Source organism: Planctomycetaceae bacterium (assembly GCA_039680605.1).
Lineage (GTDB): Bacteria > Planctomycetota > Phycisphaerae > SM23-33 > SM23-33 > JAJFUU01.
In genome coordinates this window covers 139,997-153,412 of record JBDKTA010000034.1, presented here as the reverse complement: position 1 = coordinate 153,412, position 13,416 = coordinate 139,997, and the positions used below count along the sequence as shown (strand labels likewise).

Sequence of the window (13,416 nt, the reverse complement as noted above, 5' to 3'; positions counted from 1 at the left end):
CAGCCTTAGCTGCCGCTTTTGCAGTTTCCGCAGCCCGACAACTCTGAAAGCGGCAGCTAAGGCTGCCGCACTCCATAAGTCATTTCGCCACGGCCAAGCGGCACTTGTCGTAGAAGTCTGCCTGTTCCTTCAATCCGTTGGCGCGGCAGAAATCCGCCAGCGCCTTGTACCGCGGTCCCGGCCAGGTCTGGGTGGCCCAGCAGACTTTGGCCAGGCACTGCGGGCACAGGGCCAGCGGGTGGGCGTCGGATTCCTGCTGATTGTTACAGCCGCTCATGCAGCAGTAGTATGCCGTGCAGTGCAGGATCGAGAACATGTGGCCGCTTTCATGCACTGCCGTTTTCATCGTTCGCAGCAGACACAGGCGGAAGCTTTGGTCTTTGTCGGCGTCTCCATTGCGGTAGATCGACCACACGCCGACGCGCTGGCTCAGCGACGCCTGGCCGAAAACGAAGTTCCACCCCTCGCCCGGCCACAGGTCGCTGGCGGTGAAGGCGATGTAGGCGGCGGCATCTTGCGGCAGCCGCGTCGCCAGAACCGGATCGAGCACGTAGGTGCTGAGGACCTGGCGGTCGCCCCATGACGGATGCACGCGCTGGGCCTTGGCTGGAATCACCGAAAGCGGCAGGTCCTTGCTGAACGTCACCGGCAGGTTGAAGTACAACCCGCTGAATTGACCGGTCAACTCGACCACGCGGCGCTGTCCGGCCGTGAAGTCGCCCAGTGGCTGAATGTATAGCACGCTGCGCCGGCCGCGGGGCAGAACGGGGTTGCATCGCAGGTACTCGTCGAACGTCTGCCCGGGCTCTTTGAATCGGTCGAGCCACTCGCCCGGCTTGGGCTTGCCCATCTTTTCAAACAGCGGTTCCAGCAGCGGAATCATCTTCTTGAGCTGAGCAGCGGTAGGGGGCGGCGAGGGGCGGCTCTGCGGGATTGGCCGCGAGGTCGGTGAGGGCGTCGGCCGGGCGTTTGTGGCCGCCGGCAAAGAGGCCGCCGTCCCATCAAGTCGGTGCGCTTTGACGGCCACCATGACGGCGACCGCCCCCAGAGTCACCGTCAGCATGATGAACCATACCGCCCAATGTTTACCGGTGTTCACGTTGGTCACCCCAAAGGCATTTTCCATTACCGTTCGAGCGTACTCGGCGCGGTCTCTTCTGCCTCGCCGGCCTGGCGCGTCTCCAGGCCCCAGTCCCAGCCGAAATTGACGGCGGCTTGCAGCAGGGCCGAAATCACCAGGATCGGGCTGATCACCATGAAGCCCAGGTACAGCAGCATGTAGGCCGCTGTTAAGAAAATGGTCGCCCGCCCCAGGTGCGCGCCACCATGCGCGGTGCCCATCACAAGGCCCACGTGCTCGCTAAAGCCCGCCAGGTGGAGCACAAGGTAGGCCGCCGCCAGCAGCGCCGCGGCCACCAGTTTGCCCGCCGGCGTCAGCAGAGACGAGCGGAGCAGGCGGGCGCCGGCGCCCAGATAACGCAGCAGGGGGTTCATGGGCGTCCTCCCTGGCGGATCTTCTCCCACGCCGGACCGAGCGTCAGCGCGTAGAGCACCACGGCGTCGCCGACGGTGTTGCTGGCGTGGAACTTGAGGCGCCCGTTCGTGGTCGAGCCGAACCCGCCGAGGTTCAGCGTTGTCAGCAGCGAGCCCAGCGTTTCGCGATCGCCGCAGGTGGCCGCGGCGATCATCGCCAGCCCGCTGGAACTGGCCGAGAGGTCCACGCCCGGAAGGACGTGCCCGGAGTCGATGTCCTGAGGCCCCGGCCACGACAGCGGCCATTCGCGGGCGTGCCCGAAGCCGGCGGTGGTGCGGAAGAGCTCGCTCTTGGCGCGGGCGTACTGGTCGCGGGCGAAGTCGCGGTCGATGAGATCGAGGCAGTGGATCGCCATCCAGATGCTCGAGCCTTCCGGCCCGTCCTTGGACCGGCCGTCCACGCCGAAGCTGGAAATCAGCAGGCCGGTCTTCTTGTCGACGAGCTTTTCGCGGGCCATCTGCACCCAGCGGGTCAGGAACGGCTGATGATTGGTGCCGTCGAGGTAATCGCCCACGCGCACGGCCGCCAGGGACACCGTGTTGCAGAACATCCAGCATTCGTCTGGATAGCTTTCGGCGCAGAGCACCCTGCCGCGGCCCATGCGGTCGAGGATGTGCTCGATGCGTTCCTTCATGGCGGTGCGGTACTGGGGCTTTTCCTGCACCATGCGGCGCAGGCCCATCATCAGGGCGATCTCGCCGTCGAGGAAGAGGCTGCGCGGGGGGTGCATGATCCAGGGCGAACTGCGGGCGTAGGGCATGAGGAAGACGTAGATGCCCTCTTTCTTTTCGAGATCGACGGTCTGGTCGATGATCAGGTCCATGATCGGCAGCACTCGCGGGGCCAGCGCCGGATCGCGCAGGGCGGCGTTGCCCATCGCCCAGACGAAGTAGCTGCGGGCCATGAAGTCCCACTCGGCGTTGCTGCGGCGGATGGCCGCGACTTCCTTCTCGCGCGAAGCCGGATCGGTCCACAGGTTCAGATGATATTCCAGCATGCCGTTGGCCATCGGCCCCGGCGGGCGGTCGAGTTCGCCCGCTGTCGGCCTCAAGAGCAGGTGCATGCAAGGCAGCCACAGCAGCGCGGCCAGGGGAAGGGTAATGATCGTCAGCAGGAAGTTGCGGCCGGTGAAGGGCGTTTTGCGTATGGGAGAGTCCACGGCGGGATTGTAATCCCGCCGGCGACGGTGGGCAATGGCTTGGGGCAGGTTATTGCCACGGACGCCCCTTGGGACTATGCTGGCGCGTCTATGGGCACACGAAAAGACACGCCGGCGGCGATGCTGCGGCAGCGGCGAACGCGGCTGATGGCCAGGGTCCGCAAGGGCGGCGCCGCGGCGATGCTGATCACGCGGCCTGAGGATGTGGCGTATCTGAGCGGCTTTGGCGGCGAGGATTCGTGGCTGGTCGTGGGGCCGCGGTGGGGGTGCCTGATCACCGACGGGCGGTTTGGCGAGCAGGCGGCCGACGAGTGCCCGGGGCTGGGCGTCCACGTCCGCAAGGTCGGCCTGGCGGCCGCGACGGCCGAGGTGCTTAAAGGCCGCGGCGTGCGAAGCCTGGGCGTTCAGGCCGCCCACATGACCATGGCCGGGCGGGCGGCGCTGGAGAAGACCCTTGCTCCCAGGCCAATCAAGCCGCTGGGCGAGATCGTCGAGGAACTGCGGCAGGTCAAAGATGCCCAGGAAGTGCGGATTATCCGCAAGGCCATCGTGATCGCCGAGCGGGCATTTGAGCGGCTGACGGCAGGGGGGCGAAAGAGCCTTATCGGGCGCAGCGAGCGGGAGATTGCCGCCGAGCTGGAATACCTGATGCGCCGCGAGGGCGCCGACGCGGCGGCGTTTCCCACGATCGTGGCTGTCAACGCCCACGCCTCGCTGCCGCACTACCGCCCGGGCGCCACGCGCGTTCGCAGCGGCGACGCGGTGCTGATCGACTTCGGCGCGATGACAGGGGGCTACTGCAGCGACTTGACGCGGGTGCTGTTCGTCGATAAAATCCCGCCGAAACTGCAGGAGATTTACGAGGTGGTCCGCCAGGCTCAAGCCGCCGGAATCGCGGCGATCAAAGCCGGCGTCTCCTGCAGCAGCGTCGATGAGGCCGCACGCGCCGTCATCGAGGCGGCGGGCTACGGGCCGCAGTTTGTACACTCGCTGGGCCATGGGCTCGGCCGGGAGGTGCATGAGGCCCCGCGGCTGGCGCGGTTGTACCGCCCGCGGCTCAAAGCCGGGATGGTCGTGACGGTCGAGCCGGGAATCTATCTGCCCGGCGTGGGCGGGGTTCGGATCGAAGATGACGTGCTGGTCACCCGCGGCGGATGCCGCAAGCTCAGCACGCTTTCAGTGCAGGCTTCGGCGATGGTGCTGAAGTAACTGTGAGGCGCGGGCGCCTCGCTCGTGCAGGTTGAGAAGAAACGTCAGGGAACATGGGCGAGACGCCCATGCCACAAGGGAGCATGGGCGAGACGCCCATGCCACACGGCGCATGGGCAAGACGCCCGTGCCCACAGGGAAGAATCATGGATATCAAACAGATCAAGTTGCTGGTCCACCTGATGGTGGAGAACGACCTGAGCGAGCTGGATATCGCCGACGGCGAAGCCAAGGTGCGACTGCGCCGCGGACCCACCGGCGCGGTCCAGATGGCTGCGCCGGCGCCGATGGCCATGATGGGCGCCGCGACCGCGCAGGCCGCTGCCGCCCCGGCCGCGCCGGCCGAGGCCCCCAAGGCCCCGGTGAGCAATCTCATCGAGATCAAGAGCCCGATGGTGGGCACCTTCTACGCCGCCCCCAGCCCCGACAGCGAGGCCTACATCAAGATCGGCACCGCCGTCAGCGACAGCTCCGTCGCCTGCATCATCGAGGCGATGAAGGTCATGAACGAAATCAAGGCCGAATGCAGCGGCACGGTCGTCGAAATCTGCGTCAAGAACGCCCAGCCCGTCGAGTTCGGGCAGGTGCTCTTCCGCGTCAAACCGTAAATTCTCACCGCAGAGGACGCAAAGGACGCAGAGAAGAATAAGAGACGGGGATTCATGAATTGTCTTCCTCTGCGGTCTCTGCGATCTCTGCGGTGAATTGAAAGTCAGGAGACCTGAGTGTTCTCACGAGTGTTGATAGCCAATCGCGGTGAGGTGGCCTTGCGTGTGATCCGCGCCTGCAAGGAGATGGGCATCGAGACGGTGGCTGTCTTCTCCGAGGCCGACCGCAACGCCAGCTACCTGCACCTGGCCGACGACCGCATCTGCATCGGCGAAGGGCCCTCGGCCCAGAGCTACCTCAACATCCCGCGGATCATCGCCGCCGCCGAGATCGCCGACGTCGACGCCATCCACCCCGGGTACGGGTTCCTCGCCGAAAACGCCCACTTCGCCCAGATCTGCCGCGACTGCAAGATCGAGTTCATCGGCCCGAGCATCGAGGCCATGCGCGGCGTCGGCGACAAGATCCGCGCCAAGGAAATGGCCAAAGTCGCACGCGTCCCGACCACCCCCGACAGCGAAGGCGCCATCGAATCGGTCGACGATGCCGTCAAGATCGCCGCGAAGATCGGATACCCCGTGGCCATCAAGGCCGCCGCCGGCGGCGGCGGACGCGGCATCCGGTTCGCCCACAACGAAGCCTCCCTGCGCGGCAGCTTCAAGCAGGCACAGTCCGAAGCCGAGATCGCCTTCAAGGACGGCCGCCTGTACATGGAAAAATGCATTCAGAACTTCCGCCACATCGAAGTTCAGATCCTCGGCGACATGGCCGGAAACGTCGTACACCTCTTCGAACGCGACTGCTCCGTCCAGCGGCGCAACCAGAAGCTCATCGAGGAAACCCCCGCCCCCGGCCTCAGCGAAGAGCTGCGCCAGGAGGTCTGCTCCTCGGCTGTGCGCCTGGCCAAAGAGTGCGGCTACTACAACGCCGGAACGGTCGAGTTCATGCTCGACAGCAACAACAAGTTCTACTTCCTCGAAGTCAATGCCCGCATCCAGGTCGAGCACCCCATCACCGAAATGGTCACCGGCGTGGACCTGGTGAAGTGGCAGATTCGGGTGGCGGCCGGCGAGACGCTGCCGTTCAAGCAGAAGGATCTGGCGCAGACGGGCACGAGCATCGAGTGCCGCATCAACGCCGAGGATCCGGACCTGAACTTCCGTCCCAGCCCCGGACCGGTGGAGGCGTTCGTGGCCCCGGGCGGCTACGGCGTGCGGTGGGATTCGCACGTGTACCAGGGGTACACGATCCCGCCCACGTACGACAGCCTCATCGGCAAGCTGATCGTGCATCGCCCGACGCGGGTCGAGGCGATCGCCACCGCCCAGCGGGCGCTGGAAGAGTTCGCCATCCACCCGACCAAGACCACCGTGCCGCTGTGCCGCAAGATTCTCTCGCACGAGAAGTTCGCCCGCGGCCAGTGGGACACGCAGATGATCGAGCGCGACCTGCTGCCCGGCCCGGCCAAAGTCGCCCCGCCGGCTGAGAAATAGGACCGTGTAGCGGACGTCCCGTCCGCGGTCTTCGGTGGCACGGGCGTCTCGCCCGTGCTCTTAGGTGGCACGGGCGTCTCGCCCGTGCAGGTTGGAAAGAAACGTCAGGGAGCATGGGCGAGACGCCCATGCCACACAGGGAGCATGGGCGAGACGCCCATGCCACAGGGAGCAAGCAATGGCCAAGACAACCAAGGGCAACGTCGTTATCGGACAATCCGGCGGGCCGACCGTCGTCATCAACCAGTCGCTCGTCGGGGCCGTCGAGGCTCTCAAGGCCTCGAACAAGATCGGCAAGATCCTCGGCGCCCATCACGGCGTCAAGGGCATCGTTAAGGAAGACTTCATCGACCTGAAGAAAGCCGGCAAGGCCCTGCTCGAGAAAGTCGCCCAGACCCCCGCCGCCGCGCTGGGCTCCAGCCGCGACAAGCCCGACGAGGAATACTGCCGCAAGATCTTCGGCGTCTTCGCCAAGTACGACGTGCGGTACTTCTTCTACATCGGCGGCAACGACTCGGCCGATACCGCCCGCATCGTCTCGGAAATGGCCGCGGCTGACAACTACGACCTCCAGGCGTTCCACATTCCCAAGACCATCGACAACGACCTGCGCGTCACCGACCACTGCCCCGGCTACGGATCGGCCGCCAAGTTCGTCGCCTGCGCGTTCATGGGCGACGACCGCGACTCGGCCGCTCTTCCGGGCCTCAAGATCAACGTCGTCATGGGGCGCAACGCCGGATGGCTCACCGCCGCCGCCGCGCTGGGTCGGCAGGACGAAAGCGAAGGCCCGCACCTGATCTACGTGCCGGAAGTGCCCTTCATCACCGAGAAATTCGTCGAGGACGTGCGAAAGGTCTACGCCAAGCTCGGCCGCTGCCAGATCGCCGTCTCCGAGGGCATCGTCGACGAGCACGAGACCCCCATCGCCGTCAAGCTGGCCGCGGAGATGAACATCCAGCTCGAGAAAGACACGCACGGCAACGTGCAGCTTTCCGGCACGGGCATCCTGGGCGACTTCCTGAGCGACTACCTCAAGAGCAAGCTCAAGGACCAGTTCGGAAAGCTCCGCGTTCGCTCCGACACCTTCGGATACCTGCAGCGCAGCTTCCCCGGCATCGCCAGCGAGGTCGACGCCGACGAGGCCCGCATGTGCGGCCGCAAGGCCGTGCAGTTCGCCCTCGCCGGCGAAAAGCAGGGCTCGGTGGTGATGGTGCGGGCCAAGGGACCGGCGTATCGGATCAGCTATGAGCGAGCCGACATCAAGGACGTCGCCCGCCTGACCAAGGACATGCCCCGCCAGTACATCAACAAGGCCGGCAACGGCGTGACCGACGCGTTCATCCAGTACGCCAAGCCCCTGGTCGGCCCCCTGCCGACGATCGGACGGCTGGTCTAGCCCTAGCCCAGATATTTCACCGCGGAGATCGCAGAGGCCGCAGAGGTGTTTAGAAGGACGCGACTTGCAGAAAACTGCGGAGGCGGGCCGCATGGACAGTCTGTTTTTTCGGATTAAGGTCGACGGCGACGTTAGATGGTATTGTTGTGAGCCATTTGCTTCTCTGCGTACTCTGCGATCTCTGCGGTTCATGCAATTTACGGGCTAGAGCAGGCGAACTCTTGGCATGCGGGCCGAAGGCCTGCAATTCGTCAGCCCAGGGCGCAGTCACGAGGCGAAGCGAGTGACGCAGCCCTGGGTTCAGGTCGCCCAACGGATCAAGCCCTGAAAGGGCGGCACACGATGATGTTCCGCCCTTTCAGGGCTCAAGACACATTGGGGCGATGATTCCCCAGTGCGGCGCTGCGCTGTGCCCTGGGCTGACGAATATTCGTCCTTCGGACGAAAGAGGGACCTCGCCGCGTGATTATGCAAAATCCTCAGGCTCAGATTCTGTTTATCTCAGCCTGTGTGCCTGAGGATGTTGCATAACTTCAGCGGGCTGCATTGCCCCGTAGGGGCAAATCGTTTTTAGCCCAGGGCGCAGGACTGAAGGCTGCGACGGCAGACTTCAGGCCAAGCCCTGGGTCCGGATCCCCTCGCATCGAGCCCCGGAGGGGCGGACGGAATTGTCGTGCCATCGTCACGGCCGCCCCTCCGGGGCTCATTGAATCTACGCATCATTCCCAGGGCTTGGGCTCGCTTCGCTCGCCCGGCGCCCTGGGCTAAGAACGAAGGCCCCCTCCGGGGCCAAAACCCATAAAGGATGAATTATGCAAAATCCTCAGGCGCAGAGAAAACAGTAACGGGAAGGGCTTCTTCAGTCTTCCTCTTCAGAGCAATTGTTTTTCTCTGTCTTCTCTGCGTCTCTGTGTCGCATATTCCCCGGCTTCTGGCGGGGCGGACGGAATTGCCTGCCATCGTCACGGCCGCCCCTCCGGGGCTCATTGAATCTACGCATCATTCCCAGGGCTTGGGCTCGCTTCGCTCGCCCGGCGCCCTGGGCTAAACACGAAGGCCCCTCCGGGGCCAAAACTCATGAAGGAGGAATTATGTAAAGTCCTCTGTGCCTCTGTGGTAAGTTTCTTCCCCGACTCCGACCCGTCACGCGAACTCATCGGCAATTTCGCGGACGAGCTTTACCCACTGGGGATATCGCTCGGGCTGGTGCTCGACGGTCTGGACGTCCTTGAGGGTGATGTCGACGTGCAGGCCGCGGCAGATCTCCATCGCCTCGCGGATGATCTTGCGGACCTTGTCGGGCTCGAACCCCACGCACACCATCTGCGCGGGGTTGGGGCGGTAGGAGATGACGTAGTCGGTGCCGATCTGCTCGGCGCAGCGCTTCACGTCGGCCACCGGCGCCACCGCGATGCGGCGGAGGTTGGGCACCTGCCGCAGCATGTCGATCTTGTGGGTGAGGTTCTCGCAGCAACCGTACGCCGTCAGGCCGAAGGCCTTCATGATCGGCAACTGGTACTGCAGGATGAATTCCTCGTGCATCGCCGGGCTGATCAGCGTCATCTCCTGGGCGGCCATGTAGCCCCACAGGTCGCCGCGGCGCACGCCGTTGACGTTGGCGGCCGGGGCGGGCAGTTCGCAGGCATAGGGCACCGCCTGGTTCTCGTGGTCGCACAGGCCCCAGTCGCCGGCGGCCTCGGCCTGCTCGTGCGTTCGTAAGATGCCGTCGCGCATGAACGCGCAGAGTTCGTGCAGCCACCGCGGGTTGTCCATCATGTCGAGCATGACGTTCTCGATCCCGCGCAGGTACCCCAGGTCGGTGGAGATGTCGGCAGACCACATGCGAAACGCCGGTCCGCGGTCGATGTTGATCGTCAGGATGTCGCCGATGGCTTCGCGCAGTCGCGTTGCGGCCGCGGCGGTGGCGGCTTCGTCGATCTCATGGCGGGGCGGCTGGAGCTTCTCGACGTCCCTCAGGGCCTTGATGGGGTAGTCCACCTTCCACGACCCGCCGGCCTCGCCGCTGACGTGGCGCTGGCCGGACAGGCCCCATCCCCAGCATTTGTGGACGGCCTGGACGGTGATCCACGGTTCGTGCGGCCAGTCGTCGCCCAGCGACGCCCAGTACAGGCGGTGTCGCAGGTAGTGCTCGTACCCGCGGTAGAAGGGGTCCTGGCACAGCAGCGTGTCGACCTGCGGCACCTCGACAATGGCCCGCACGTAGATCAGCGGCCGCGTTCTGATGAGGCTGTTATGGTCCGCCCAGAGCCTGCGCCGCTCGTCCTGGACGGGATCGGCGCAGACGGCTGCATACTGCCGCGCCAGCTCGCGAAGAATCGTCACGTCTTTGGATGTCATGGATGCCTCGGGGACGTTATCAGCGGCGGGCGATGCGTGCGAAGGATCGCTTGCCGACCTTGAGAACGGCGCCGTCTTTGGGATCGACGATCTCGTCGAACTGCGCGAACTTCACGGCGTCGATGCTGACGGCGCCTTGCTTGAGCAGCCGCCGCGCCTCGCTGGTGCCGGTGGCGAAACCGGCTTTCATGACCAGGTCGAGGATCGTGCCCGGTCCGGTCACCTCGACGGACGGCATCTCGGTCGGAACGTCCTTCTGGGCGAAGACGCGGTCGAACTCGTCGCTGGCGGCCTGGGCGGCCTGGGCGTCGTAGTACTGCGCCACGATCATGCGCCCGAGCTGGGCCTTGGCGGCGCGGGGGTGCGTGACAGCCGCGTCGGTGGCGGTCTTGATCTCGTCGGCGGGCAGGTCCGTCAGCAGCGTGAAATAGTTGGCCATGAGCGCGTCGGGAATGCTCATCACCTTGCCGAACATGTCCTTGGGGCTGTCGGTGACGGCGATGTAGTTGCCCTTGGACTTGCTCATTTTTTCGACGCCGTCGAGCCCGACCAGGATCGGCATGATCATGACAAGCTGCTGCGGTTGGCCGTAGGCCTTCTGCAGGTCGCGCCCCACGAGGTTGTTGAACGTCTGGTCCGTGCCGCCGAGTTCGACGTCGGCCTCGATCACCACCGAGTCATACCCCTGCATCAGCGGGTAGAGGAACTCCTGCATGTAGACGTCCTGGTCGGCGTCGAGGCGCTTCTTGAAGCTCTCGCGCTGGAGCATCTGCGCGACGGTCTTCTTGGCGGCCAGGGCGATCACGTCGGCAAAGGTCATCTTGGCCAGCCATTCGCCGTTGTACCGCATTTCCAGGCGCTCGGGGCGGGTGTCGAGGATCCTTCCGGCCTGGTCGAGGTACGTGCGGGCGTTGATCTCGATCTGCTCGGGCGAGAGCATCGGGCGGGTGGTGTTGACGCCCGTCGGGTCGCCGATGCGGGCGGTGTAGTCGCCGATGATCAGCACGGCCTTGTGACCGAGGTCCTGGAACTGGCGCATCTTCCGCAGCACGACGGTGTGACCGAGGTGGATATCCGGGGCCGTCGGGTCCATGCCCAGCTTGACGCGCATTTGCCGACCGCCCGCCGCGGCCGCGGTCAGACGCTGCACCAATTCCGGGCGCGTATAGACCGCCTCGCATCCGCGTACGAGGGCGTTTGCCTGATCCTGGACCTGTGCGTCTGTGAGCGTTGCCATGGGGCAAGAGTTTATCTTGATTGGCGATGTACTGCAATCCCGTGTGGTAGCAACAGAAACAAAGAAACAACCGACGACGAGGACGAGGACGAGGACGATTATCCATCCATCCACCCATCCAATCATCCACCCATCCAATCATCCATCCATCCATCCATCCATCCATCCATCCATCCATCCAATCATCCATCCTGATCCGCTGCGCGCTCCCTCTTCCCAATCGCCTTGCGGAGCGGTAAAGTGTGACGATGCGCATGACGCGTGTCTTATTGATATTGGCGGCCGTTGCCGCCGGGTGCGAAGAGCAGATCGCCGCACCGCCGGCCAGCAGCGCCGACTATGCCCTGCGCAGCCGCGACCCGCGCACGTCATATCCGCGTTTTGTGGTCGTGCAGTACAACCTCCAGCGGGCGCTGGACAACTCCCTGCCCACCGACAAGCGAATCGAATCGCTCAAGCTGGCCGACACCCTCGGCGGCGGCGAACCGCAGGTCCGCGAAGCCATCGGCGAACTGCTCGGCGACACCAAGGCCCCCGACGCCCTGCGCGAAGGGGCTCTGACCTTCCTCCTCCGCCGCGACGCGCCGGGACTGGGCGAAACGCTCATGAAGCACTGGCCGGTGCTGGCCGTCAACGACCGCCTTCGCGAGGCGGCGATGGGATACCTCGAGCGAAACCCCAATTCGCAGGTCTTCGAGGGCATCCTGAAGTTCTGGGCCGAGCTGCCCGCCGTCTCCGGCGTCGACGAGAACCGCTACCGCCGCGTCGTCGAGAGCACCTCGAAGAAGCCCTGGGCCCAGGCCCTGCTGGACGGCATCAACACGCCGGGATTCCGGGCCAAGGGGTCGGCTATCAAGCTCCTCAGCCGCCGCCTGAGCGGCCAGGAGCTGCGCACGCGGATCGAGCAGACGCCGGCCCAGGACCCGGCGATGGCGGCGCTGCAGCTCTTCCTGGACCGCTTCAATTACATTCCTGCCGACGGGCCGGAGTTCCTGGCCATCGTCCAGGCCCAGCAGGTGCAGCGCAAGCGCCTGCCGGACACCGAGAGGCTCTTCCAGCTCTGGCAGCGCAACGAGATGTACGTCTTCAATATCCGCGACCTGCACCTGCTGACGCGCCTGGGCAGCGACCCGCTCCGAACCGCTACGCAGGGGCGGCTGGACCTGGTCGCCAAAGTGGGCAAGAGCTTTATGGGACGAACCCATGTCGTCGGCGGGGCGGTCAGCGGCTCCAGCGGGTTCACGGCGGTCTCGGACCGGCTCAGCATTGCCGACGCGTGGAACCTGTTTCTGCTCGATGAGATGCTCAACCGTCCGGGAATGCAGCGGGCCATCGGCGCCCTGGCCATGGGCGACCGCACCGATAAGCGAAGCCAGTGGGGCGGCCTGGTGATCTACGAAAACGGCATGGCCTCGGCCCGGATCTACGCACCCGACCGGATGTCCGGCGAGAACGACCAGGCCTACGTGCCCACCCAGCGAATGCTCGACGACGCCACCGACTGCCTCTGCCGGTTCGTCGGCCACTTCGATCAACCGCAGAACGCCAAGCAGGCCGGTCCCACCCGCCAGGAACTCGTCGACGCCCGCAACGGCAACTATTACGGTCTGACCCTCAGCAGCATCACCGAGAGCAGCTTCGCCGCGCACTACTACACGCCGCGCGGACTGGTGGTGTCGCTGGGAATATTTCCGCTGAAATAGTCAGCCGAGTTTCTTCAGCACCCGGTCGATCGCGTCGTGTTCTCGGCGCATTTCTTCCAATTGCGTGTCGAGTTGGCTGATGACGTCGGCGGGGGCCTGCGAGATGAAGTCGTTGTCGTTGAGACGCTCGGTCACTTCGCCGATGGCCTGTTCGAGCGCCGCCAGGCGGTGGCGGAGCAGTTCGAGGCGCTCGTTCTTGGTCGGCGGACCGTTGGTGACGTTGTCCAGCACGTGCTGCGAAACAAAGATCGGCGTGTCCTGGGCCGTCCCCAGCGCGATCGCGTCGGAGGGCCTGGCGTCGACCTCGATCGTCTTTTCGCCCTGGGCGATGTAGATCGTGGCGATGAACGTGTGGTCGCGTATGTCGTTGATGACGATGCGCTCCAGCCGCCCGCCCATGACGTCAATCACCGTCGCCAGCAGGTCGTGCGTCATCGGCCGCGGCGTCAGCTGCCCCTTGAGCCGCCGGTCGATCGCCAGGGCCTCGTTGGTGCCGATGAGGATCGGGAAGCTGCGATCGCCGCTCTTCTCGCGCAGGAATATCACCTGCTGGTCGCCCAGCTCGGTGATCAAAATACGCGACAGTTCTACGGGGATATCCATGGCTCCACTTATTATAGTCGCGATGCCCTCGGCACGATAGGTAGCTCCTTGTGACGCCTGAGAACCCGGGTGCCATGGCGGCCGTCTTTCAGCCGCCATGCTTGCGAGCAAG

Annotated in this window: 11 protein-coding genes; 5 read left to right on the top strand and 6 right to left on the bottom strand. The window is 64.9% G+C overall.

The features are described 5' to 3' along the window. Positions 1-79: 79 nt before the first annotated feature. The 3 genes from ABFD92_10710 to ABFD92_10700 are packed head-to-tail and all read right to left on the bottom strand — an operon-like array spanning position 80 to position 2,693. On the bottom strand, positions 80-1,126 hold the full coding sequence (locus ABFD92_10710) for an archaemetzincin (protein ID MEN6505002.1): 1,047 nt from the start codon (positions 1,124-1,126) through the stop codon (positions 80-82). Next, positions 1,126-1,494, bottom strand: coding sequence for a hypothetical protein (locus ABFD92_10705; GenBank protein ID MEN6505001.1), 369 nt, complete (start codon positions 1,492-1,494; stop codon positions 1,126-1,128). Before ABFD92_10705 ends, ABFD92_10710 begins: the two co-directional genes overlap by 1 nt. Then, positions 1,491-2,693 (bottom strand): hypothetical protein, encoded by a 1,203-nt coding sequence (locus tag ABFD92_10700; GenBank protein ID MEN6505000.1) that lies wholly within the window; start codon positions 2,691-2,693, stop codon positions 1,491-1,493. Before ABFD92_10700 ends, ABFD92_10705 begins: the two co-directional genes overlap by 4 nt. A gap of 90 nt (positions 2,694-2,783) precedes the next feature. Between ABFD92_10700 and ABFD92_10695 the strand changes: the two genes are divergently transcribed. From ABFD92_10695 to ABFD92_10680, 4 genes are all read left to right on the top strand, one after another. Then, the gene (locus tag ABFD92_10695) at positions 2,784-3,902 is read left to right on the top strand and encodes a Xaa-Pro peptidase family protein (GenBank protein MEN6504999.1); all 1,119 of its coding nucleotides are present in this window, start codon (positions 2,784-2,786) and stop codon (positions 3,900-3,902) included. A gap of 146 nt (positions 3,903-4,048) precedes the next feature. After that, positions 4,049-4,510, top strand: a complete 462-nt coding sequence (accB, locus tag ABFD92_10690) for an acetyl-CoA carboxylase biotin carboxyl carrier protein (protein MEN6504998.1) — start codon at positions 4,049-4,051, stop codon at positions 4,508-4,510. A 117-nt stretch (positions 4,511-4,627) separates the two neighbouring features. Beyond that, a complete protein-coding gene (accC, locus tag ABFD92_10685; protein MEN6504997.1) occupies positions 4,628-6,004 on the top strand; it encodes an acetyl-CoA carboxylase biotin carboxylase subunit in 1,377 nt (458 codons plus the stop codon). 178 nt (positions 6,005-6,182) lie between these two features. Beyond that, complete coding sequence (locus ABFD92_10680; GenBank protein ID MEN6504996.1) at positions 6,183-7,403, top strand: 6-phosphofructokinase; 1,221 nt, start codon at positions 6,183-6,185, stop codon at positions 7,401-7,403. A gap of 1,143 nt (positions 7,404-8,546) precedes the next feature. On the opposite strand, the gene ABFD92_10675 is transcribed toward ABFD92_10680, so the two are convergent. Then, positions 8,547-9,761, bottom strand: coding sequence for a hypothetical protein (locus ABFD92_10675; protein ID MEN6504995.1), 1,215 nt, complete (start codon positions 9,759-9,761; stop codon positions 8,547-8,549). 19 nt (positions 9,762-9,780) lie between these two features. Further along, complete coding sequence (gene tyrS / locus ABFD92_10670; protein ID MEN6504994.1) at positions 9,781-10,998, bottom strand: tyrosine--tRNA ligase; 1,218 nt, start codon at positions 10,996-10,998, stop codon at positions 9,781-9,783. Between the two features lie 254 nt (positions 10,999-11,252). On the opposite strand from tyrS, the gene ABFD92_10665 reads away from it, so the two are divergent. Continuing rightward, a complete protein-coding gene (locus ABFD92_10665; GenBank protein ID MEN6504993.1) occupies positions 11,253-12,701 on the top strand; it encodes a hypothetical protein in 1,449 nt (482 codons plus the stop codon). Here the strand turns inward: ABFD92_10665 and ABFD92_10660 are convergent, their stop codons facing one another. Further along, a complete protein-coding gene (locus ABFD92_10660; GenBank protein ID MEN6504992.1) occupies positions 12,702-13,304 on the bottom strand; it encodes a bifunctional nuclease domain-containing protein in 603 nt (200 codons plus the stop codon). Positions 13,305-13,416: the final 112 nt, after the last annotated feature.

Bases quoted from the DNA above. Each gene is read 5' to 3' on its own strand.
- ABFD92_10710 (MEN6505002.1), bottom strand. From the start codon at position 1,126: ATGGAAAATGCCTTTGGGGTGACCAACGTGAACACCGGTAAACATTGG.
- ABFD92_10705 (MEN6505001.1), bottom strand. From the start codon at position 1,494: ATGAACCCCCTGCTGCGTTATCTGGGCGCCGGCGCCCGCCTGCTCCGC.
- ABFD92_10695 (MEN6504999.1), top strand. From the start codon at position 2,784: ATGGGCACACGAAAAGACACGCCGGCGGCGATGCTGCGGCAGCGGCGA.
- accB (MEN6504998.1), top strand. From the start codon at position 4,049: ATGGATATCAAACAGATCAAGTTGCTGGTCCACCTGATGGTGGAGAAC.
- ABFD92_10680 (MEN6504996.1), top strand. From the start codon at position 6,183: ATGGCCAAGACAACCAAGGGCAACGTCGTTATCGGACAATCCGGCGGG.
- ABFD92_10675 (MEN6504995.1), bottom strand. From the start codon at position 9,761: ATGACATCCAAAGACGTGACGATTCTTCGCGAGCTGGCGCGGCAGTAT.
- tyrS (MEN6504994.1), bottom strand. From the start codon at position 10,998: ATGGCAACGCTCACAGACGCACAGGTCCAGGATCAGGCAAACGCCCTC.
- ABFD92_10665 (MEN6504993.1), top strand. From the start codon at position 11,253: ATGACGCGTGTCTTATTGATATTGGCGGCCGTTGCCGCCGGGTGCGAA.
- ABFD92_10660 (MEN6504992.1), bottom strand. From the start codon at position 13,304: ATGGATATCCCCGTAGAACTGTCGCGTATTTTGATCACCGAGCTGGGC.